Source organism: Hyphomonas sp. (genome assembly GCF_041398385.1).
Lineage (GTDB): Bacteria > Pseudomonadota > Alphaproteobacteria > Caulobacterales > Hyphomonadaceae > Hyphomonas.
On record NZ_JAWKUW010000004.1, the window covers coordinates 170,844 to 193,522 of the forward strand.

General features: G+C 62.8%; 21 protein-coding genes and 1 tRNA gene. 10 read left to right on the plus strand and 12 right to left on the minus strand.

The features are described 5' to 3' along the window. Positions 1-19 precede the first annotated feature (19 nt). The 3 genes from R3C13_RS09930 to R3C13_RS09940 all read left to right on the plus strand — a co-directional run bounded on the left by R3C13_RS09930 (position 20) and on the right by R3C13_RS09940 (position 2,934). Positions 20-1,150, plus strand: coding sequence for a Re/Si-specific NAD(P)(+) transhydrogenase subunit alpha (locus R3C13_RS09930; RefSeq protein ID WP_371310664.1), 1,131 nt, complete (start codon positions 20-22; stop codon positions 1,148-1,150). Between the two features lie 101 nt (positions 1,151-1,251). After that, positions 1,252-1,512, plus strand: coding sequence for a proton-translocating transhydrogenase family protein (locus R3C13_RS09935; protein WP_371310831.1), 261 nt, complete (start codon positions 1,252-1,254; stop codon positions 1,510-1,512). A gap of 3 nt (positions 1,513-1,515) precedes the next feature. Further along, on the plus strand, positions 1,516-2,934 hold the full coding sequence (locus tag R3C13_RS09940) for an NAD(P)(+) transhydrogenase (Re/Si-specific) subunit beta (RefSeq protein WP_371310665.1): 1,419 nt from the start codon (positions 1,516-1,518) through the stop codon (positions 2,932-2,934). A 60-nt stretch (positions 2,935-2,994) separates the two neighbouring features. Here the strand turns inward: R3C13_RS09940 and R3C13_RS09945 are convergent, their stop codons facing one another. Together R3C13_RS09945 and R3C13_RS09950 are read right to left on the minus strand one after the other, a co-directional pair. After that, on the minus strand, positions 2,995-3,735 hold the full coding sequence (locus R3C13_RS09945) for a TIGR00730 family Rossman fold protein (protein ID WP_371310666.1): 741 nt from the start codon (positions 3,733-3,735) through the stop codon (positions 2,995-2,997). Between the two features lie 174 nt (positions 3,736-3,909). After that, a tRNA-Lys gene (locus R3C13_RS09950) sits at positions 3,910-3,985 on the minus strand. A gap of 98 nt (positions 3,986-4,083) precedes the next feature. On the opposite strand from R3C13_RS09950, the gene R3C13_RS09955 reads away from it, so the two are divergent. After that, positions 4,084-4,803, plus strand: coding sequence for a hypothetical protein (locus R3C13_RS09955; RefSeq protein WP_371310667.1), 720 nt, complete (start codon positions 4,084-4,086; stop codon positions 4,801-4,803). Here R3C13_RS09955 and tgt read toward each other — a convergent pair. The 6 genes from tgt to R3C13_RS09985 all read right to left on the minus strand — a co-directional run bounded on the left by tgt (position 4,703) and on the right by R3C13_RS09985 (position 11,430). Beyond that, complete coding sequence (tgt, locus tag R3C13_RS09960; RefSeq protein ID WP_371310668.1) at positions 4,703-5,854, minus strand: tRNA guanosine(34) transglycosylase Tgt; 1,152 nt, start codon at positions 5,852-5,854, stop codon at positions 4,703-4,705. The two genes, R3C13_RS09955 and tgt, sit on opposite strands and share 101 nt — an antisense overlap. A 44-nt stretch (positions 5,855-5,898) precedes the next feature. Beyond that, a complete protein-coding gene (locus R3C13_RS09965; RefSeq protein ID WP_371310669.1) occupies positions 5,899-6,663 on the minus strand; it encodes a thioesterase family protein in 765 nt (254 codons plus the stop codon). Between the two features lie 16 nt (positions 6,664-6,679). Continuing rightward, the gene (locus R3C13_RS09970; protein WP_371310670.1) at positions 6,680-8,110 is read right to left on the minus strand and encodes an aldehyde dehydrogenase family protein; all 1,431 of its coding nucleotides are present in this window, start codon (positions 8,108-8,110) and stop codon (positions 6,680-6,682) included. A gap of 964 nt (positions 8,111-9,074) precedes the next feature. After that, a complete protein-coding gene (locus R3C13_RS09975; protein ID WP_371310671.1) occupies positions 9,075-10,070 on the minus strand; it encodes an amidohydrolase in 996 nt (331 codons plus the stop codon). A gap of 101 nt (positions 10,071-10,171) precedes the next feature. Further along, the gene (locus R3C13_RS09980) at positions 10,172-11,056 is read right to left on the minus strand and encodes a division plane positioning ATPase MipZ (protein WP_371310672.1); all 885 of its coding nucleotides are present in this window, start codon (positions 11,054-11,056) and stop codon (positions 10,172-10,174) included. Between the two features lie 47 nt (positions 11,057-11,103). Beyond that, complete coding sequence (locus tag R3C13_RS09985; RefSeq protein WP_371310673.1) at positions 11,104-11,430, minus strand: hypothetical protein; 327 nt, start codon at positions 11,428-11,430, stop codon at positions 11,104-11,106. A gap of 196 nt (positions 11,431-11,626) precedes the next feature. Between R3C13_RS09985 and panC the strand changes: the two genes are divergently transcribed. Then, entirely contained in the window at positions 11,627-12,505 is an 879-nt protein-coding gene (gene panC / locus R3C13_RS09990; protein WP_371310674.1) for a pantoate--beta-alanine ligase, read from the plus strand. Here the strand turns inward: panC and hisC are convergent. From hisC to manD, 4 genes are all read right to left on the minus strand, one after another. After that, a complete protein-coding gene (gene hisC / locus R3C13_RS09995; protein ID WP_371310675.1) occupies positions 12,489-13,580 on the minus strand; it encodes a histidinol-phosphate transaminase in 1,092 nt (363 codons plus the stop codon). The two genes, panC and hisC, sit on opposite strands and share 17 nt — an antisense overlap. 49 nt (positions 13,581-13,629) lie before the next feature. After that, on the minus strand, positions 13,630-14,655 hold the full coding sequence (locus tag R3C13_RS10000) for a LacI family DNA-binding transcriptional regulator (RefSeq protein WP_371310676.1): 1,026 nt from the start codon (positions 14,653-14,655) through the stop codon (positions 13,630-13,632). A 113-nt stretch (positions 14,656-14,768) separates the two neighbouring features. Further along, complete coding sequence (locus R3C13_RS10005; protein WP_371310677.1) at positions 14,769-15,662, minus strand: sugar kinase; 894 nt, start codon at positions 15,660-15,662, stop codon at positions 14,769-14,771. A 3-nt stretch (positions 15,663-15,665) separates the two neighbouring features. Further along, the gene (manD, locus tag R3C13_RS10010) at positions 15,666-16,874 is read right to left on the minus strand and encodes a D-mannonate dehydratase ManD (protein ID WP_371310678.1); all 1,209 of its coding nucleotides are present in this window, start codon (positions 16,872-16,874) and stop codon (positions 15,666-15,668) included. Positions 16,875-16,993: 119 nt separating this feature from the next. Between manD and uxaC the strand changes: the two genes are divergently transcribed. From uxaC to R3C13_RS10035, 5 genes are read left to right on the plus strand one after another with little or no spacing between them, the layout of a single operon-like run. After that, positions 16,994-18,412, plus strand: a complete 1,419-nt coding sequence (gene uxaC / locus R3C13_RS10015) for a glucuronate isomerase (RefSeq protein ID WP_371310679.1) — start codon at positions 16,994-16,996, stop codon at positions 18,410-18,412. Then, positions 18,409-19,419 (plus strand): TRAP transporter substrate-binding protein, encoded by a 1,011-nt coding sequence (locus R3C13_RS10020; RefSeq protein WP_371310680.1) that lies wholly within the window; start codon positions 18,409-18,411, stop codon positions 19,417-19,419. The genes uxaC and R3C13_RS10020 overlap by 4 nt, the downstream gene beginning before the upstream one ends. After that, positions 19,412-19,909: a TRAP transporter small permease gene (locus R3C13_RS10025; protein ID WP_371310681.1), complete on the plus strand. Its 498-nt coding sequence runs from the start codon at positions 19,412-19,414 to the stop codon at positions 19,907-19,909. Before R3C13_RS10020 ends, R3C13_RS10025 begins: the two co-directional genes overlap by 8 nt. Next, on the plus strand, positions 19,900-21,180 hold the full coding sequence (locus tag R3C13_RS10030) for a TRAP transporter large permease (protein WP_371310682.1): 1,281 nt from the start codon (positions 19,900-19,902) through the stop codon (positions 21,178-21,180). The genes R3C13_RS10025 and R3C13_RS10030 overlap by 10 nt, the downstream gene beginning before the upstream one ends. Continuing rightward, entirely contained in the window at positions 21,177-22,655 is a 1,479-nt protein-coding gene (locus tag R3C13_RS10035) for a mannitol dehydrogenase family protein (protein WP_371310683.1), read from the plus strand. Before R3C13_RS10030 ends, R3C13_RS10035 begins: the two co-directional genes overlap by 4 nt. Positions 22,656-22,679: the final 24 nt, after the last annotated feature.

The following is a 22,679-nucleotide window of genomic DNA, read 5'->3' on the forward strand; positions in this document are numbered from 1 at the left end:
TGCCGCTACCACTAAGCCCATGAAAATATCAGTGCTGAGGGAACGACGTTCTGGTGAGACCCGTGTGGCGGCAACACCAGAGACGGTCAAGAAGCTAGTGGCCTCCGGTCACTCGATCACAATCGAATCCGATGCTGGCCGCACCGCCGGCTTTCTGGACAGCGCCTATGAGGAGGCCGGTGCCAGCATCGCGAAAGATGCCGCCAGCGCCGCCGCAGGGGCCGACATCGTCTTCAAGGTCCGAGGACCGATGAAAGACGAAGTCGCCGTCCTGCCGGAAGGCTCGACGGTGATTGCCCAGATGGAACCCTTCGCGCTCGACCCGGAAGTCGTCAGCGCTCTCAACGCGAAGAAGATCGCTTCGCTCTCGATGGAATTCACCCCGCGCATCACGCGGGCCCAGAGCATGGACGCGCTGTCGTCCCAGTCCAATCTCGCCGGCTACCGCGCCGTCATCGAAGGCGCGCAGATCTATGGCCGCGCCATGCCGATGATGATGACCGCCGCCGGCACCATCGCGCCCGCCAAAGTGTTCATCATGGGCGTCGGCGTCGCCGGCCTGCAAGCGATTGCCACGGCCCGCCGCCTCGGCGCGGTCGTGACCGCCACGGACGTCCGCCCCGCCGCCAAGGAACAGGTCGCCTCGCTCGGCGCGAAATTCATCGCGGTGGAGGATGATGAGTTCAAGGCGGCTGAAACCGCCGGCGGCTACGCCAAGGAAATGTCCAAGGAGTACCAGGCCAAACAGGCGGAACTGACGGCCAGCCACATCACCAAGCAGGACATCGTCATCACCACGGCCCTCATCCCCGGCCGCCCGGCCCCGGTGCTGGTCTCGGAAGCCATGGTGAAAACCATGAAGCCCGGCTCCGTCATCATCGACATGGCGGTGACGCAGGGCGGCAACTGCCCGCTGTCGAAAGCCGACGAGATCGTCGATGTCGGCGGCGTGAAAGTCGCAGGTTTCTCCAACCTGCCCGCCCGCCTGCCGGCGGACTCCTCGTCCCTCTACGCCAAGAATTTACTCGCCTTCCTGCCGCTCGTCACGGCCGAGGATGGCGCCCTTAATCTCGATACAGAGGATGAAGTCGTTGTCGCCATGCTGCTCACCAAGGGCGGCGAGACGGTGAACGAAAGGATCAAATCATGAAGCGCGCACTTCTGACCCTCGCTGCGGCCAGCTTTGCGCTGCCCGCCCTTGCCGAAGGCGGCGCCGTCAACCCGACGGTCTTCCTCGCGGCGATCTTCGCCATGGCCTGCTTCGTCGGCTATTATGTCGTGTGGAGCGTCACGCCCGCCCTGCATACGCCGCTTATGGCTGTCACCAACGCCATTTCCTCCGTGATCATCGTCGGCGCCCTCGTCGCCGCGGCCACAGTCGGCCTCAACTCCGACAACTGGATCTCCAAGATCCTCGGAACCATTGCCGTCGCGCTCGCCAGCGTGAACATCTTTGGCGGCTTCCTCGTCACCCAGCGCATGCTGGCCATGTACAAGAAGAAGGGGGACTAATTGATGGACTCCTTCCAGACCACCTGGGCGCCGCTGCTTTATCTCGTCGCCGGCATTCTCTTCATCCTGGCCCTGCGTGGCCTGTCCAGCCCGGCCACCAGCCGCGCGGGCAACCGCAATGGCATGATCGGCATGGCCATCGCGGTCGGCACGACGCTGATCCTCCTCTGGAACCAGATCGACGTCACGACCTGGGGCCTGATCCTCGGCGGTGTCGCTGTCGGCGGCACCATCGGCGCTGTCATCGCCCGGCGGATCCCGATGACCGCGATGCCGCAGCTCGTCGCCGCCTTCCACAGCCTCGTCGGCCTTGCCGCCGTCATGGTGGCTGCCGCCGCGCTCTACTCGCCGGTCCAGTTCGGCATCATGGGCGACCATGGCATCCATGTGAACTCGCTGATCGAGCTCGGCCTCGGCTCGGCCATCGGTGCGCTCACCTTCACCGGTTCGGTCATCGCCTTCGCCAAGCTGAACGGCAACATGTCCGGCGCGCCGATCCTGCTGCCGGCCCGTCACCTGCTGAACATCCTGATCGGCGGCGGCATCGTCGTCCTGCTCGGTTACCTCATCTCGGTGAACGGCGAAGCGCAGTGGGCCTTCTGGGGCGTCACCATCCTCGCCCTCATCCTCGGCATCACCCTGATCATCCCGATCGGCGGCGCCGACATGCCGGTCGTCGTGTCGATGCTGAACTCCTATTCCGGCTGGGCGGCCGCCGCCCTCGGCTTCACGCTCGGCAACTTCGCCCTGATCATCACGGGCGCCCTTGTCGGCTCGTCGGGTGCGATCCTCTCCTACATCATGTGCAAGGGCATGAACCGCAGCTTCATCTCGGTCATCCTCGGCGGCTTCGGCGCGGACGATTCCGCGGCAGGTGCCGGCGGCCCGGCTGTCGACCGTCCTTACAAGAAGGGCTCCGCCGACGACGCCGCCTTCATCATGAAGAACGCTTCCAAGGTCATCATCGTGCCCGGCTACGGCATGGCCGTCGCCCAGGCCCAGCACGCCCTCAAGGAAATGGCCGACAAACTGAAGGAAGAAGGCGTCGAAGTGAAATACGCCATCCATCCCGTCGCGGGCCGGATGCCGGGTCACATGAACGTCCTCCTCGCCGAAGCGCAGGTGCCTTACGACGAAGTGTTCGAGCTCGAAGACATCAACTCGGAGTTTGCCACGGCAGACGTTGCCTTCGTCATCGGCGCCAACGACGTGACCAACCCGTCCGCCAAGACCGACAAGACCTCGCCGATCTACGGCATGCCCGTCCTCGACGTCGAGAACGCCCGCACGGTCCTGTTCGTGAAGCGCTCCATGGGCTCCGGCTATGCCGGCATCGACAACCCGCTCTTCTTCCACGACAACACGATGATGCTGCTCGCGGACGCAAAGAAGATGGTGGAAGACATCGTCAAGTCGCTCTGACCTGACAGCACCGCAAGCGACCGCTCAGGCGCCCGTCTCCCTCCGGAGGCGGGCGTCTTGCTATACGGCCAGCCCCCGCTCCAGCATCCGCTCCCAGGCCTCTTCCGGGTCATCGACAATGTCGAACAGGGCCAGGTCGGTCGGGTCGATAGTCCCCCGCTCGACGAAGGCGTTGAAATTCACCGCCTCGTTCCAGAACGCCTTGTCATAAAGGATGATCGGAATAGGCGACATCTTGCCTGTCTGGCACAGCGTCAGCGTCTCGAACAATTCGTCCATCGTGCCGAATCCGCCGGGGAAGATCATCAGCGCATTCGCCCGCATGGCGAGGTGCATCTTGCGCATGGCGAAATAGTGGAACTGGAAGCACAGGCCCGGCGAGATATAGCGGTTGGGATACTGCTCGTGCGGCAGGGAGATGTTGAAGCCGATGGTCACCGCCCCCGCCTCCCGCGCCCCGCGATTGGCCGCTTCCATGGTGCCCGGCCCGCCGCCGGTCGCGATCACATTGTCACGCCAACCCGACTGGCCGTTGAGTGCCCCGCCACGCTCCGAGGCGAGCCGCCCGAAGGCGCGCGCGGCCTCATAGGTCTTCAGCTGCCAGGCGCTCCCGTCTTCGCGCACCCGCGCGCTGCCGAACACGACGATGGTGGACCGGATCCGCTCCCGGCGCAGGATCTCCTCCGCCTTGGCATATTCCATCATGAAGCGCGCCCCGCGCATGGAATCGCCCAGGATGAAATCCTGGTCCAGCGCCGCGAGGCGATAGGTCGGGTCTGTTTCGCGGCTGAGGTCTTCCATGCGGGGCTCCTTCACGTGTTGAAGGGCACCTTCAAGCCGTTGGAGCCCCAAAGGCAAGGGCCGAGGCGGAACCTGATCACATTGTGAAACAAGGCCCTTACTGGCGCTATGGGCTTTTTTTACTGAAACCGATCCGCGATCGATTTCCGCCGCCGCGCGCCATCGGAAGGAAAATGGTGTGCCCAGCAGGGTTCGAACCTGCGACCTACTGATTAAAAGTCAGTTGCTCTACCGGCTGAGCTATGGGCACGCCAGAAGGGGCCATTTAGAGAAGGCCGCAGGGCCGGTCAACACCTGCCTGCACTCAATGGCTTCATGTCGCCATAATTTTCCAGTCAATCTGAATGCATGAGACTTTTTATCGCCCTTCTGCCTGCAGCGGCCCTGCTCGTCGCCTGCGCCAGCCAGCCGGAACCGGCCCCGGCGCAGCAGGCTGATTCTGGCGGCCTCACCAATAATGTGGGCGATGCCGCCACCAGCGCCTATTCCCAGACCAGGGACGGCTTCACGGATGCCGCCCTGTCGCCGCTGGAAGACCTGAACCTCAAGAAGGAGCCGATTCCGAGCCTCCTGAAGGACGTGAAGAGCCCCTACGACCTGCCCGAAGACCTGACCTGCCTCGACATCCAGCGCCTCCTGGCGCAGCTCGACGGCGTCCTGGGCCCCGATTGGGACACGCCCAATCCGGATGAGCGCCTGCGCACTGAGAAACTGGCCGATGCGGCCTCGGAATCCGCCCTCAGTGCCGTGGCGTCAGAGGCGCGCGGAATGATCCCGTTCCGCAGCCTCGTGCGGAAGGCGACCGGTGCGGAAACCTATGAGAAGAAATACAATCAGGCCTTCAAGATCGGCGCCCAGCGGCGCGCCTACCTGAAGGGCATGGGCCTCGCCAAAGGCTGCCCCGTTCCGGCCCGCCCGAATCCGGCTCCGCCGGAACAGGACGAAATCGTCTTCAAGGGCGACAGCCCTACGCCTCGTCCGGTTCCCCGGTCCGAGCCTCAGATTTCGTATGGCTCCACGCCGTATGTAATTGACAACGAAGCGCCTCAAACCGGCCTTCCGAGATAGCGGCGCGGATTTCCTGCATCAGCGCCTGGAAGAAGGCGGTGTTGTGCCAGCTCAGCAGCATCGGCCCAAGGTATTCCCCCGCCCGGAACAGGTGGTGGTAATAGGCCTTCGGATAGTCGCGGCTGGCCGGGCAGTTCACCGCCTCGTCCAGCGGTGAGAGATCCTCGGCGAACTTCGCATTCTTCACATTGATCGGCCCGGCCCAGGTCCAGGCCTGCCCGTGGCGTCCCGACCGCGTCGGCAACACGCAGTCGAACATGTCGATGCCCCGTGCCACGCTCTCCACCAGGTCGATCGGCTTGCCGACACCCATCACATAGCGCGGCAGGCCGTCCGGCAGGTGCGGCACGGTCATGTCGATGGTCGCGCACATCTGCGCATGCCCCTCGCCCACGGCGAGCCCGCCGAGCGCAATGCCGCCGAAGCCCTGTGACACGACGCCCTTCGCCGAGCGCTCGCGCAGGTCCGCGAAGTTCGATCCCTGGATGATCCCGAACAGCGTCTGCGCATCCCGCTCGCCGAACGCCTCAAGGCTCCGCTCGCCCCAGCGCAGCGACAGCTCAAGGCTTTCTTCCGCTTCTTCATGCGTACACGGAAAATTCGTGCACTCGTCCAGCTGCATGGAAATGTCGGCGCCCAGGAGGTCCGCCTGGATCTCGATGCTCCGTGCCGGTGTCAGCCGGTGCGTCGAGCCGTCGATATGGCTCTGGAAGGTGACGCCATCGGCGTCCATCTTGCGCAGCTGCGCGAGGCTCCACACCTGGAACCCGCCGCTGTCGGTCAGCATCGGACCATCCCAGTGCGCAAACTTGTGCAGGCCGCCAAGGCGCTGCACGCGCTCGGCACCGGGGCGCAGCATGAGGTGATAGGTATTGCCGAGGATGATGTCCGCCCCCGCCTCCTTCACCTGGTCCATATACAGCGCCTTCACGGTGCCCGCCGTGCCCACAGGCATGAAGGCAGGCGTGCGGATATCGCCCCGCGGCGTCTTCAGCACACCCGTGCGCGCCTCGCCCTCGCGGGCCTTTATCTCGAACGGAAAGGTCGTCATGCGCGGCGTATAGACGGGCTTTCACGCCCAGCAAAGCCCGCCCCTCAGCGCTTTGCGATCACCAGCGACTGCACCGCCCGCCCGAACAGGCCCCGCGCGTCACCGAGTTCCCCGAAGGCGAGCCCGCGCCCATCCGCGCCGATCCAGGAATTCGCCGCCAGCATCATCCACTCGCCCACCGGCTCCCGCGCGAAATGCAGCGTCAGGTCGGCATTGATATAGGTCCACTCCTCGAAATCGAGCGGCGAACCGAACCCGTTGCAATAGTCCCCCGTCGCCGCCGCCCGCATCAGCGGCGTCGTCGCCCGGTCATCGAAGAACGGCCGCTCGATATGGAACCAGACATGCCGTGCGGCTGAGGCGACCGGCCCGCTTGGTGCCTCCCGCATCTCGACCGCGCTGTTGAACCCGTCCGTCCGCGAAAACGGCGCGCGGCCGCCCGTCACCTCCAGCGGCATCTCCGCCAGCGCCGCGCCCTCCGGCAGGTCCAGCGCCTCCTTCCGGATCTTCAGCGCTGACGCGCGCACGACCTGTTTGCCGCCCGACGACAGGAAAATCTCGGCCGTCTGGATGTTGCGCCCTTCCCGCGTCACATTCACTTCGACGTCCAGCTCGCCCACCGGCACCGGCCGCTGCAGGTCCACCGTCAGGCGCGTCACCCGCATCGGCACTTCGGACGGCAGATCCTCGACAAGGCCCGCGATCAACGCCGTCGGCGCCCCGCCATGCAGCATGCGCGCATCCCACGGCCCCGCCCCATGCCCGGTCGCAATCACCGAGCTGCCCTTGCGATAGAAATAAGGTTCCAAGCCGCTGTCCTTCGTCTCAGCCGACCACGGCATTCCGGCGGATAAAGGTCGTCTTCGGCTGGCAGAATTCCAGCAGGCCATGCTCGCCGCCTTCCCCGCCGATACCGGACTGTTTCGCCCCGCCAAACACTGCGTGCGGCGAGAGGTGTTGCGTCTCGTTGATCCAGACGGTGCCCGTCTGCAGCTGGTCGGCAATCTCCTGCGCTTTCGCAATGTCCGCGCTCCACACAGACGCGCCGAGGCCATAGATCGTATCGTTCGCCCGCCCGATCACCTCGTCGACATTGTCGAACGACATCAGCGGCAGAACGGGCCCGAACTGTTCCTCCTGCACGATGCGTGCGTCTTCAGGCGGATTGTCGAGGATCGTCACCGGCACGAAATAGCCGGGCGCATCGGAGGCATCACCACCCACCAGGAATGTATAGCCCTTGTCCTTCGCGTCCTGGATCAGGTCGAGGACACGCTGGTATTGCGCCTTGTTCTGGATCGGCCCGATCTGTGTGCCCTGCTGAGACCCATCGCCGACTTTCACCGTCTTCGCATACTCGACCAGTGCCTTCTTCAGCGGCTCGTAAATGTCCTTGTGCACATACATCCGCTTCGTCGCGATACAGATCTGCCCGGTGTTCTGGAACGCCGCCCAGAACAGCTGCTGCGCCACCGCCTCTACATTCACGTCCGGCATCACAATCGCCGCATCGTTTCCGCCAAGCTCCAGCGTCACTTTCTTCAATTCTTTCGATGCGCCTTCCATCACTTTCCGGCCGGTCTGCGTCGAGCCGGTGAAACTGATCTTGTCGATACCCGAATGCCCGGTCAGCCACGGCCCGAGACGGTCGTCGCCCGACACCACATTCAGCACGCCAGGTGGCAGAAGATCCTTGATGAGTTCACCAAGGCGCAGCGTCGTCAGCGGCGTCGTCGGTGCCGGCTTCAGCACCACCGTATTCCCGGCCAGCAGGGCCGGCGCCAGCTTGAACGCGGCAAGGATCATCGGGAAGTTCCACGGCACGATAGCTGCCACGACGCCGATCGGCTCATAGCGCGTCACCGCATAGCGCTCGTCGTCGTCCTGCGAGACGACTTCCGGAATATCCATCTTCGCCGTTTCGACGAACCAGTGCGCCGCGCCCAGAACGTCGCCCATGGCCTGTTCGAACGGCTTGCCCTGCTCCCTTGTCAGCAAGCGGGCGAGTTCCTCCCCATGCTGAGCAATCGTGCCGGCAATCGCCTGCATAATCTCCTTGCGCTTCGCGATGGGCGTCTTCTTCCAGCCGGGCAGCGCGGTGCGGGCTGACGCGATCGCAACGTCAAGCTCCTCGCGGGAACAGTTCGGCGCCTCGGCGAAGACTTCGCCATAGGCCGGGTTCTCGACACCGAACCGGTCCGTCCCGGCGACGCTTTCGCCATTGATGGTCATGGTGAATTTCATGTCGGTGCTCATGGCGCGTCCTCCCTGACGTCTTCATTCCACGTTTCCTCATCATTGATCTTACCAGAAGCCAGCCCCCGCAACAGGCCGGATTTGGCCCTTTCGCCCCTGTCGTCGGGGAAGCGACCACGCTCTATCCCCCTTTTGCTCGTCATCCCGGAATTTGCGCCGCAAATATCCGGGATCTTGTTCCTGCTGTGTACACACCAGCCGCAAGGCCCCGGATGAACGCTTCGCATTTTCCGGAGTGAAGGGGGCAGCGTGAATCAATCCGGCAGGCCGCAAACCCGCGGCACACTCCCCCAACGATGCACCCAGGCCTCAAACCCTATTTCGATCATGTCTGGCCGCTGTTCTGGCCCTGGCTGATCTGGAACCTTGTCCGCTTCGCCAGATGGCATGAGCGCACGGGCCTCAATGCCCTGCTCGCCGTCGACTGTTTCGGCAATATCCGCATCACCATGCTCTGCGATCCGCCGCCTGCGGAGGATTTGTATGTGTATGACGCGCCAGATGTTCCGCGCTGGGAGCGGCTGGCAGTTGAGCCCCTTCTCCTTGGAGAGAAGGGGTTGGGGATGAGGGGTCACGGCATTGCGGCAAGTGCAGAACGTGCTGAAACGCCGCGTCCCCTCACCCCAACCCCTCTCCCGAGGGAGAGGGGCTTTGCACCCCGCGCCCCTCCGGAGCCTTCCCGGAGCCTCACCGTAGGATTCACCGGAGCCTTCCGGAACGCGCGCGCCCCGCCGCACAGAATCCAACTCTCCGCAGATACCTGCGAAAGCAGGTATCCATCTCCCGATGGCGCCTCATGCCCACGGGGCAATTGCGGGAGATGGCCCCCTGCCTCAGGAAATCGATCCACTGGACCGATTTCTGATCTTCGGCAGCTACGCAGGGGTCTGCGGAACCTGAATCCCGGAAACCAGACCCCAACCGGACGGCCCCGCCGCGCCGGCCGCTCGTGCTGCCAAAAATCTCAGGCCGCCAGAGAATACACGTTTCGCGCCGTGCCCGCGAACAGTGCCGCCTTCTCGGTCTCGGCATATTTCGCGGCAATCTTCTTCATCGCATTCCAGTAAACCCCATACGCCATGGACCATTTGTCCATCGGGAAATTGCTCTCGAACATGCACCGTTCCGGCCCGAAGCACGCAATCATGTGATCGTACCAGCGCTCATGCTCGGCCACGACTTCGTCTGAAGTCGCCGGCGTCTCGCGCGTGTCCCAGCCGAAGCCATTGTCCGGCATCGCCAGCCCGCCCAGCTTCGCGTACACATTCGGGCATTCGGCAATCGCCGCCATGTCATCCTTCCACGCTGCAAAAATCTCGTCCCGCTTGTCGGCATACGGACCGATTCCAATCGGCGTCCCGAAATGGTCGAGGATCATGGTTGTTCCGGGGCACGCCTTCGCCAGCTCCAGATACTCACGGTTCTGGTGATGATAATGCCAGGTGTCATAGGTCAGGCCCCGCTCGCCCAGCCGCTGCACGCCGCGCCGGAAATCCGCGTCGCCATAAATTCGCGGCGGTGCATGACCCGGAATCCTCAAGGTCGCCCCGCTATTGTCGCGTGATCCGGCATGTCGAATGCCCCGGAACAGTCCTTTCGCCGCCTCGATATGCGCATCCAGCACCTCATCCAGCTGCGGCAACCGCAAATCCGCATGCGCCACCAGCGCGGCGATATATGGCCCGCCCATTGCCTTCATCGTTTCAGACGCCGCCGCCACGAATTCCGTCTCGCCAACGGGCTTCAGATGGTCCGGCCCTTCCTTCCGGTACGAGGCCCCGCATTCCATGAACACGGTCTGCACCACATTGTGCCCGCTCATAAGATCGACACGCAATTCCGGAACATTGTAGTTCATCCGCGCACTCGGCCAGAGATGGTGGTGCGGATCGACAATCTCCCGCTCCGGCTCGATCACCGCTTCTGCAACCTTCGCCAGCCAGTCGGAATTGTTGAACACGTTTTGCGCCTCCCTCGTTCTTTTCAGGGAAGACTGGGCCCAAAATGCAAAGAAGACCAGCTTGCGGCCGGCCTCACCTCGCGTCAGTTGTCAGGGACAGATCAGAAGGTGATTTCCGCGCCGACGAGTTCCGGCAATTGTAGGACGATCAGCAAGTCACGCATTTCCTGCCGCGCCGCCACATGGCTCATCGTGAAGGACACGTTGGAGCCCTTCTCCGTCAGGTCGAGCAGGGTCAGGCCAGCCGGGAACAGTTCGCGATAGATCACCCGCTCGGAAAGGCCGGGCGCAAGGCGGAAACCGATCCGCTTCGACAGATTGTCCAGCGCCTCGCCGACACGTTCCTTGTTCCGCGCAGCCAGCGGCGACATGCGATTGCGCATCACGATCCAGTCGATCGGCTGGCGGGAAGTCTGCGCTTTCTTCTTCCGGCACGACCAGACCATTTCTGAATAGAAGCTCGGCCGCACGACTTCCAGTGTCTGCGGGTTCACATCGCCGAGCAGGTCGAAGTCCACGAAGCTGTCATTCAGCGGCGTTATCAGCGTATCGGCCTGGGTATGAGCCAGCCGCGACAGGAAGGTATCCCCGCCCGGCGCATCGATCAGGATGAAGTCGCAGGACTTCTTCAGCCGCTGGATGCTGGAGATCAGGCGATGCGTCTCTTCCGACTCGGCCTTGTCGAGATCGCGTTCGGTCGATGCATCGACCCGCACGATTTCCGGCATCGGCAGGCGCGTCCCGGTGGACTGCATCCACCGCATCCGGTTCTCAAGATACCGGGTCAAAGTCCGCTGGCGTACATCGAGGTCGATGATGCCGACCGCATGCCCCATCCGCATCAGCGCGACGGTCAGGTGCATGGAAACGGTCGATTTGCCGGCCCCGCCCTTCTCGTTGCCTACCACGATCACCCGCGCATCCTTCTGGCCCGCTGTCAGGTTCAGGCCACCCACATGAGCGGTAGGCGCGAATCCGTCGGGCATGTCAGGGAACTCCGGGAAATCAGATCTGTTGAAGGGTCAGGTGAACATCAGGCGACGCGCGACAGGTCTTCCGAAGCGTTCCAGGACCGGCGCGCACCGGGGACGTCCTCGAACAGGTCCGCATCCTCTGCGAGGATACCGAACTGTGCCGGCAGCGGCTCGCCATCGAACAGCAGCGCGTCCGACACGATCGGGCCGAAGGCTGCCGTGCGCGGCAGTTCTTCCGGCTGCGGGGCGTGCATCGAAATCTGGGTCAGCATGGCGCGAAGGCTGGTCAACGCACCCGAGACGCGGGCCGTCTCGCGGGCATACAGCGCCGCCGCTTCCGTTACCGGGCGGCCATCGCGGTCGAACATCCATTCGTCAATATCCATCGCGGGATCAACATGACGGACGCGGGGCTCCGGACTGGTTCCGGCCGCCTCGTTAGAACCATGAGAAGACGCCCGCAGGGCGGCCGTCAAAACGAAGAATTTAAGAGATGAAAGGATGCGCTGTGTCATGGCTTCAAAATTCCTCCGAACCGGTTAACAACACGTTTACGAAATCGCCATCCGGGGTTTATTGAAAGTGAATTCGAAGACAGATCGCAGCACTCCGACCGTGCGCACGCGAGCGGAACTGCTGCGCCAGGTGATGGACTGGAAGCGGGCCGGTGAGACGGTCGCTTTTGTCCCCACCATGGGCGCCCTGCATTCAGGCCACCTCTCCCTCATTGAAAAGGCTCGGGAAAAAGCGAGCCGGGTTGTCGCCAGCATCTTCGTTAACCCGACACAGTTTGCGCCGGGCGAAGACTTCGACACCTATCCGCGGGACGAAGCAGCCGACCTCGCCAAACTTGCTTCGGCCGGCTGCGATCTCGCCTACCTCCCGACCGTTGAGGAAATGTATCCGGAAGGCACCCTGACCAACGTCCGGGTCGAATCGATGTCTGACCTGCTGGACGGAATCTACCGGCCGCATTTCTTCTACGGCGTCACCACGGTGGTCGCCCGCCTCTTCCTGCACGTTCAGCCCGATGTCGCGGTGTTCGGGGAAAAGGACTACCAGCAGCTCCAGATCATCCGCCGCATGGTCCGCGATCTGGCCTTCCCCATTGAAGTCCTTGGCGCCCCGACCGCGCGCGATGCCGACGGCCTCGCCCAGTCTTCGCGAAACCTCTACCTGACGGCCGAAGAACGGCGCAATGCGGGTGCGCTACAGGCCGCCCTTCATCGTGCCGCCATGCGGCTTGGCGCCGGCGCACTTCCGTCGGAGGTGCTGGGCGAAGCCCGCACCCTGCTCTCGCACTCGGGATTCGGAAAAGTCGACTATGTGACCCTGGTTGATCCGGCCACACTGCTGGATTTGCCGGATGCGCCGCTCAGGGAAGGAACTGCCGCGCGCCTGCTCGGCGCTGCCTGGATGGGCCGGACCCGCCTGATCGACAATATCAGCGTGTCGCGGTGAATTCCGCGAGCAGCTCAAGCACCCGCTCATTGTCATCCGCAGTCCCTATCGTGATGCGCAGCCGGGTCGGCAGGCCGTAACCGCCGATGGCCCGGACAAGAACATTGCGCTCCTTGAGGAAGGCGTGCGCGCCCTTCGCCCGCACTTCGCTGCCGAAATCGGGAATCACGAAGTTCGCTGACGAAGCGGGCGTCGGCAGGCCCATGGCATTCAACCGCTCGATATAGATGGCCCGCCACTTCGCGTTGTGCTCACGGCTTGCCGCAATGAAGTCCGTGTCCGCAATGGCTGCTGCGCCCGCGGCAACGGCAAATGCATTGATATTGAACGGCGGCCGGATACGCTGGAAGGTCTCGGCAATATCTGCCGGGAAATATCCCCAGCCAAGGCGCAGTGCTGCGAGGCCATAAATCTTCGAGAAGGTCCGGATCATCACCGTGTTGCTGCGCCGGTCGACAAGGTCGCGCAGCTCAGCCTCATAAGCCTCGCTGACATATTCCGCATACGCCCCATCCAGCGCGAGGATGACATACGGCGGCAGGCTGTCCTGCAACCGCTTCAGATCCTCGACGGACATCATCGTCCCGGTCGGATTGTTAGGATTGGCAAGGAACAGGATCCGCGTGCGTTCCGTTACCCCGCCAAGCAGCGCGTTGGCGCCAGCCGTGAAATCCGTCTCCGGCACAACGACCGGCGTCGCGCCATGGCCCAGCGCCGAGACATTGTACATGGAGAAGGCGTGTTCGGTGAACAGGATCTCGTCGCCCGGCCCGGCATAGGCCTGGGTCAGCAGGTGGATGATCTCGTCCGATCCGGCCGACACAGCCAGCCGCGAAATATCCGCAATGCCCTTCGCGTCAGCGATCGCCTTGCGAAGCGCGCCATAGTCGGGGTCGGGATAGATGTGGACGCGCTCTGCCTCATCGCGCATCGCAGTGATGGCCTTCGGGCTGGGCCCGAACGGATTTTCGTTCGACGCCAGCATGATAACCGGACCGGCCGCGCCATGCAGCTTTCCACCCGGAACATAGGGCTTCGTCTTCTCGATATGTGGCAGGGGGCGGATCGTCGTCATGCGCGGGCCATACAATACCGACGCGGGTCAGGAAACTGGTTTCGCGCGGTCAGGACTTTGGCGGCGCGGTCGAATCCCGCGGCACCATGCGATAGTTGAGGAGGTGCCGACGCGGCACCTCGCTGGGGGCGGCGATCTCTTCCAGCAGCAGGCCAACGGCTTCGGATGCCAGTTCGCGGCTCGGCTGATAGATCGTGGTGAGGGATGGGCTGATTGTCGAGGCAAGCGGCGTATCGTCAAAGCCGGCCACCGACAGGTCTTCCGGAATGTGGATCTGACGGCGATAGCTCGCCGCGATAACGCCCGCGGCCATGTCATCGTTCGATGCAAAGATCGCCGTCGGCTTGTCCGCAAGATCCAACAGGCGCTCTGCGCAGTCAATGCCGGAGTCGAACGTGAAATCTCCTTCGACGACCAGTTCCGGGTCCACCGCAATACCATTCTCCTGAAGGCCCGTCAGATAGCCCTCGTGCCGGCGCTTCGCCTGCGCGTGGCTCATCGGGCCCCGGATGAAGCCGACCCGCTTGTGCCCCAGCCCGATGAGGTAATTCGTCATTTCCTTCGCTGCTGCGACGTCGTCGATAGCGACGTCGCGGCCCTGGGCCGCGGTTTCGGAGGGGGCGATGCGGACATAAGGCAAGCGGCGCTCGTTCAACTGGTCGATCAGCGCCGGATCGTCGCAAAGCGGCGGCGTCAGGATTGCGCCCGCAAGCTGGGTTTCGGAGCGTAGAGCCAGCACGGCCGACGGATCGCCGGAACAATCTTCCGTAATCAGGCTGTAGCCTTCGGCCTGGCACCGCTGGAGGGCCCCCAGATGAACCTCGCCGACATAGTTACGCGAGGGGTTGGCATAAAGCAGGCAGATGATGCGGCTCTGCCGCGCGCGCAGATTCCGGGCATGGTGATTGGTCCGGTAATCCAGCGTCTTCACCGCCGTCATCACCCGCGCCTTGGTCTGCTCGCGGACGTTGGTTTCACCGTTCAAAACACGGCTTACCGTTTTGAACGACACGCCCGCTTCTTTTGCGACGTCGATGATCGTGGCGGGCCGGATCCCGGTATGTCTGCGAGGCATACGCAACCTTTGGAATTCTGTTTTGTCCAGTGGACAGGATTACGGGTGAAATCCTTTATGTCCACTGGACATGGGCCCGAATTTTTCAGGATTTTCGCCTCACTGACGAATTTTCAGGCAGTTTTCCGGGGCATGATCGCCCCCTGACAGCCGATCACCTCGGCTGCAAGCCGATTGCCGGCCTTTACCGCCTCTGCCGCGCTGGCGCCCTTTGAGCGCGCATCCAGCCAGGCGGCGTTGAAACTGTCGCCGGCCCCGGTCGTGTCGACCAGACGCACTGGAGCGACCGCTGGGATGCGTCCGCAATCGGGCAGGATCGCTCCTTGCGCCCCCGCTTTCAGGACCGCCTCGCCGACGCCCCAGTCCATCCAACGCGCCAGGTGCTCCTCGGCATGGGCGCAGCCGAACAGCGCATCCTCGTCGCTGTCGGTCGCCAGCAGGAAGCTGACCGCCGGCGCAAGGGCGCGGAACAGCGCGCGCGCCGCCTCAGGCTCCGGCCAGCCTTTGGGCCTGTAGTTCGGATCGAAGGCGACTTTGCCGCCACGCGCCCGGACATCTGCCGCCAGATCCAACACGCGACTTCGCCCTTCCGCATCGAGGATCGAAAGCGAGATGCCGCTGAAGTAAAGGAGGTCTGCATTGGCCGCCTCGGCCACCGCGCGTTCGGCGCCTTCGACATTGAAGAAGTCCCGCGCCGCGGATTGGCCGCGCCAATAGTGGAAACTCCGTTCACCCTGCTCGTCGGTCTCGATGGCATAGAGTCCGGGGATCCGGCTGGGGTGCCGCAGAATGAAACGCGTATCGATCCCTTCTTCGGTAAAGGTCGAGACCATCTCATCCGAATAAGGATCACGCCCAAGCGCCGTGATATAGGCCGGATTCCACCCGAGCCGGGCAAGATAGATCGCCGTGTTCAGCGTATCGCCGCCAAAGCCAAGGCGCATGGCCGCCCGGTCAGCGCCGGACAGTTCCAACATCACTTCCCCGAAGATGGCGATGCGGGTCATGGCCTACCAGTTCCAGAGCGTGCCGTCCTGCAGACGCGCCACGGGCAACTGTTTTGGTTGATAAGGATATTTGGCCGCGAGGCTTTCGTCGATGTCGACGCCGTGACCGGGCGTTTCGCCGGGGTGGAGATAGCCTTCGCTGAACCAATAGGCATGAGGAAAGACGGCATCGGTCTCTTCGCTGTGGAGCATGTATTCCTGAATGCCAAAATTCGGCACCCACAGATCGAAGTGCAGCGCAGCGCCCATGCAAACAGGCGAAAGGTCCGTCGCGCCGTGGCTACCGGTACGCACCTGGTAAAGCGCTGCGAGGTTCGCGATGGTGCGCAGATGCGTGATGCCGCCGGCATGGACGACCGTTGTGCGGACATAGTCGATCAGTTGGTTCTGGATCAGCTCCCGGCAATCATGAATCGAATTGAAGATTTCGCCGACGGCGAGCGGCGTCGTCGTGTGCTGCCGGATCAGCCGGAAGGCTTCCTGGTTTTCTGCAGGTGTTGCATCTTCCATCCAGAACAGCCGGTACGGCTCCAGCGACTTCCCGAGCGCGCCCGCTTCGATGGGCGTCAGCCGGTGATGGACGTCATGCAGGAGTTCGATGCCGGGCCCGTGCGCGTCGCGGAGGGCGGCAAACAGCTTCGGAACGAAGTTGAGATAAGCAGGTGTGTTCCACACAGATTCTTCCGGCAGTTCAGTGCTCGCCGGCTCGTAGTACATCTGGCCCTTTGCGACGCCATACGTGCCTTGAAACCCGGGAATGGCACACTGCGCGCGGATCGCCTTGTACCCGAGCGCAATATACCGGCCGACTTCCTCGACCGTCTCTTCGATCGTCTTGCCGTTCGCATGGCCATACACCAAGACGCCCTCGCGAGAGGCGCCGCCCAGCAGCTGGTAAAGCGGCAGTCCCGCAGCCTTCGCCTTGATGTCCCATAGCGCCGTATCGACCGCTGCGATGGCAGACATGGTCACCGGCCCACGGCGCCAGTACGCCCCGCGATAGAGGAACTGCCACATGTCCTCGATACGGTGTGCGTCGCGGCCAATCAGATTCGGGATGACGTGGTCGGTGAGATAAGAGGCAACCGCCAGCTCCCGACCGTTCAGCGTCGCATCGCCGATGCCATAGATACCGGCATCGGTCTCGATCTTCAGCGTCACGAAATTCCTGCCCGGACACGTGACAATGACACGGGCATCCGTGATTTTCATGGCTCGGTTCCTCCCTGCCTCATCTGGTTCCTAGAACCGGATTGCCGGTTGGACAAGAATAATGATAGCGTTACCATAAATGAGCGCCAAAGGCGCCGAGGGCCGTAAGGGAGGACAATTTGGCGGCAAAGCTAGTGCTGCACGAGGACAGGCTGTTCCCGTCTTCCCCGATTGAGCGCGGGATCGCGCGGGAGCTCTACCAGTCAATAAACAGCCTCCCGATTGTCAGCCCGCACGGCCATACGGACCCCTCCTGGTTTGCCCTCAATGCGCCGTTTCCGGATCCCGCCAGCCTGCTGATTGTCCCCGATCACTATGTGCTGCGTATGCTCTACAGCCAGGGCATCCCACTGGAAGATCTCGGCGTAGCGCGCCTGGACGGGGGGCCTTCAGAAACCGACATGCGCAAGGTCTGGCAGCGCTTTGCCGAACATTATTACCTGTTCGCCGGCACGCCGTCCCGCATGTGGCTGGACTGGGTCTTCCACGAAGTGTTCGGCCTGCGCGATGCGCTTTGCCGCGAAACGGCAGATACCTATTTCGATACTATCGGCACGGCATTGAAGACCGACGCTTTCCGTCCGCGCGCCCTGTTCGACCGCTTCGGCATCGAGATCATTGCGACAACCGAAGACCCACTCGATCCGCTGTTGCATCATGCCAGGCTGATCGGAGATGGATGGGGCAAGAAAGTCGTCACCACCTTCCGCCCGGACAATGTCCTCAATCCGGAAGCACCCGAATTTGCACGAAACCTTGACCGTCTTGGCGTCATCACCGGCTGCGATACCGCCTCCTATTCCGGCTACCTGCAAGCGCTCGAAAACCGCCGCGCTTTCTTCAAGGCGCATGGCGCAACAGCTTCCGACCACGGACACCCATCAGCGGTAACATTCGACCTTTCGCGACGCGAGGCGGAAGACCTGTTCATGCGCGTGCGTGACGGCGGCGCATCGAACGGCGACGCGGAACTCTTCCGCGGCCACATGCTGATGGAAATGGCGCGGATGAGCCAGGAAGACGGCCTGGTCCTGCAGATCCATCCCGGCGCCTTCCGCAGCCACAACACGTCGCTCTGGGCCACATTCGGGCCGGACAAGGGCGGCGACATTCCGATGCCGACGGATTATGTCACCGCGCTCCGGCCCCTGCTCAACAAGTATGGCAACAATCCCGACTTCACAATCATCGTCTTCACACTGGACGAGACAAGCTATGCGCGCGAACTCGCGCCCCTCGCCGGCCACTATCCGGCTCTGAAGCTTGGTCCGGCCTGGTGGTTCCATGACAGCCCGGAAGGCATGCGCCGGTTCCGCGAACAGACGACGGAGACCGCTGGCTTCTACAACACCGTCGGCTTCAATGATGACACCCGCGCCTTCCTGTCGATCCCGGCCCGGCACGACGTGGCACGACGCATGGATTGCGGCTTCCTCGCGCGCATGGTGGCGGAACACCGCATCCGCCTTGATGAAGCGCATCAGATTGCGGAAGACCTGACCTATAATCTGGTTCGCAAAGCCTACCGGTTCGCATGAGGAGCAGCATCCCCCCAAGCCGCCGGCAGGTGCTGGCAGGCGCGGCAGCCACTTCAACGCTTGCGGCAACCGGCTGCGGCGGGCTCGATCGGTCGCTCTTGCGTGCGGCAGATGCCCAGCCGGATGGCTACCCCACCGTGCTCGCCGTGCAGGAAATGGGGCGCCTGCTTGCTGAGGCGACGGATGGACGCCTGCGGATAAAGACCTATGCCGGCGGCCAGCTCGGCAATGAAAAGGACACGCTGGAGATCACGGTTTTTGGCGGATTGGACCTCAATCGTGTCAGCATCGCCCCGCTCGGGTCGATCCTGCCTGAAGCCGTTGTGCCGACCCTGCCCTTTCTTTTTCGCTCCACCGCACATATGCGGGCCGCACTCGACGGCGCCCCCGGCGATGCCATCCTCGCCGCTATGGAACCTCACAAGCTGATCGGCCTGTGCTTCTATGACGCGGGGGCGCGAAGCTTCTACACATCGAAACGGCCAATCTACGAACCGGGCGACCTGACAGGCCAGAAGATCCGTGTTCTGAACTCGGACCTGTTCGTCTCAATGGTCGAAGCCTTTGGCGGCGACGCCACACCGATGGCGTATGGTGAAGTCTACCAGGGCCTGATGCAGGGTGTCGTGGATGGCGCGGAGAATAACCCGCCATCCTACGAAAGCTCGCGCCACTATGAAGTCGCGCCGAACTACAGCCTGACCGAACACGTAATGGCGCCGGAAGTGCTGGTCATGTCGTTGCGGGCCTGGCGGCGACTGGCGCCCGACGACCAGGCGCTGATCCGCAAATGCGCACGCGACAGCGTGCCTTATATGCGCAGAATCTGGGACGAACGGACCGCGTCTGCGATGCAGGCCCTTTCCGATCAGGGCGTTGAAATCATCCGACCGGACCGCACAGCCTTCGCAGAAAGCGTGCGGCCCGTCTGGGACAAATATCTCACGACGCCCAAGCTGCGGGCGCTGGCGGAATCGATCGAGTCCGTTCAGGTGCGGAATGGCTGAACGTCTTTCCGCCCTGTGCACCTGGCTCAGCCGCGCCGCAATGGCGCTGGCGGGCGCGGGGCTCGTCCTGATGACAGCGCTGATAACCTGGCAGGTCTTTGCGCGGTATGTGTTGCGGGATTCACCGTCATGGACCGAACAGGCGTCCCTGCTGGCCCTGATCTGGTTCATCCTTCTGGCGGGGGCGGCCGGTGTGCACCAGAATTTTCACCTGCGCCTGACGCTTCTTGAGACCAGCCTTCCAAAGGCTTGGAGCCGCCGGCTGCAGATAGTCGGACATTTCCTCGTATTGCTGTTCGGCGTGATGATGGCCGCATCGGGCGTGGAGCTAGCACTCGCAACCCGCACGCACGAACTGCCGGCGCTCGGTGTCTCCCGGGCGGTGACATACATCCCCGTGGCGCTGTCCGGCGCGCTGATAGCGATCTTTTCCCTCGACAGGATGGTCGGCACGCTGACCGGCCGGAAAGAAAAAGACCAGTGGAACTGATCCTTCTCGTCGTCTTGCTCTTCCTATTGCTCGCTTGCGGTGTGCCTGTAGCTTTCTCTCTCGGCATCGCGAGCGCGGCGATGTTCCTGATGCTCGACATTCCCGTCATCGTAGCGTTCCAGCAGATGACCGCAGGCATGAACGTTTTTTCGCTGATGGCGATTCCGTTCTTCGTGTTCGCAGGCGAACTCATGGCGCGAACCGGAATTGCAGACCGTATCGTGCAGATCGCAGAGGCGGCATTTGGCCGGTCCCGGGGCGGACTCGGACAAGTGACCGTGGGTGCGAGCCTGATGTTCGGCGCCGTTTCCGGCTCGGCCGCGGCATCGGTCTCAGCCATGGGCTCGACCCTGATGCCGATGATGCGGGAGCGAAACTACGACGCAGACTATGCCGTCAACGTCACCGTCACTGCCGCGATCCTCGGCATCCTTATTCCGCCATCACATAATATGGTGCTCTACGCCGTATCCGCGCCGGTCGGCGTGAGCGTCGGCGACCTGTTCCTGGCCGGCATCATACCCGGCCTGCTCGCCGCGGCAGCGCTCATGTTCACAGCCTGGCGCGTCGCCGCGAAACGGAACTATCCACGTGGAAAATTCCCCGGCTGGCCAATCTTCCTCAGGGCGCTCATCTATGCCGTTCCCGGCTTCCTTACCGCGCTCATCATTGTTGTCGGAATTCTGGCCGGTGCTTTCACGCCAACGGAAAGCTCGGCAATTGCCGTCGTGTACACCATCCTGATCGGCGCTTTGGTTTACAGGTCGCTCGGCTGGAACCGCTTTCAGGAGGCCGTCCACGGCGCTGTACGAACAACGGCCATGATCATGCTGATCATCGGCGCGGCCGGCATGTTCGGCTGGCTCTTTGCTTTGCTTGACGGCCCGTCCGCCATGGCAGGCCTGCTGACCTCAGCGTCCGACACACCTCAGGTCATCCTGTTCCTGATCCTCGCGATCCTGTTGATCCTCGGCGCGTTTATCGACATGGCGACCCTCATCGTCATCATGACACCGATCCTCTTGCCGGTCGCCATCAAGGTCGGCATCGACCCGGTTCATTTCGGCGTAGTGATGATGCTGAGCCTCGGGATAGGGCTCGTAACTCCGCCGGTCGGCGCAGTCCTGTTCCTCGGATGCGCGGTCGGCAAGATCGCGCCTGAACGGGCAGTGCGAACCATCTGGCCATTCTACCTCGCGCTCGGCCTCGTTCTCCTGGTGATCACATATATCCCTGCCCTCTCGCTCTGGCTGCCCGGACAATTCAGATGACGAACCATTTGCGCCTCTCGCGCGAGACGCTTGCCTCGCTGCCGGCCTCCGTCAGTTTGCCAGCCTACGATCGCGACTCGCAGAAAGTCGGCTGCGTGCATTTTGGCATCGGCGCATTCCATCGCGCACACCAGGCCGTCTATTTTGATGAACTGATGGCTCAGGGAGAACGCGACTGGGCCATCCTTGGCGTATCCATGCGATCTCAGGCGGTCCGAGACCAGATCAATCCGCAGGATGGGTTGTTCACCGTGATTGTACGAGACGGAGATGAGGCCTCCACTCGGATTATCGGCTCAATCCGGAACGTCGTCGTTGCGCCCGATGATCCTGCAACCATCATCGCAGCGCTCGCTGATCCCGCGACTTCACTGGTCACCATTACAGTTACGGAGAAGGGCTATTGCCTGACACCCGCGACTGGCGAGATCGACCTGTCTCACCCAGCAATCGAGCAGGACATGTTGCACCCTGACCAGCCAACATCACTGCCCGGACTGTTATGTGCCGGGCTCGACGCGCGCAGGCGCGAAGGCGCGGGTCCGCTAACGATCCTCAGTTGCGACAATCTCTCAGAGAATGGACGCAAGACTCAACGTGCCGTGATCGGATTCGCTGAACAAATTGATGCCGCTCTGGCCCGCTGGATTGAGACTGAATGCGCGTTCCCCTCATCCATGGTCGACCGGATCGTTCCGGCTACGACCCGAGATGACATCGACGCATTGGGGGCACTGATCGGCCTGCGCGATGAAGCCATGGTCAATACCGAAGCCTTCACACAATGGGTCATTGAAGACCGGTTCACCGGACGGCGGCCACCGCTGGAACGGGTAGGTGTCCAGTTTACGGACGATGTCGCGGGTTGGGAGCATGCAAAGCTGCGGATGCTAAACGGAGCGCACTCAACCATGGCTTATTTGGGCGCGCTTGCCGGATTCGACTTCATTGATGGGGCAATCCGGTTCGCGCCATTGCGCAATCATGTCGAGGCACTGTGGGACGAACAACAGGCCACACTGCGGCCCGTCTCCGGCTTCGATCCGCACCGCTATCGGGCCGACCTCACACAGCGCTTCGAAAACACCGCCCTAAAACATCGCACAAGGCAGATCGCCATGGACGGAAGCCAGAAACTGCCCCAACGCCTTGTCGCTCCCCTGAGGGAACGACGCGCCCAGGGTCTCAGCTCACCTAATGAGTGCCTGGCTATCGCCGCATGGATGCGCTGGCAGATGGGGACCGATGAATTCGGGCGGCCTTTCACGGTGGACGACCCGCTTGCGAACAGGACAAAGGCCCTGGTCACCGAGGCAGGCACGGAGCCGCAGAATATGGTTGCAGCCCTACTCAGCCTCAAGGAAGTCTTCGGAACGGGCCTCAGCGACGATGATCACATCGTCGGAGAGCTGGCTCGCTCCCTGGCGGACTTGCTGACCCTTGGGGCGCGCGAGACATTGTCGCGCAGGTTTTGAAGCCTGCGCGACAAGACCTTGCGC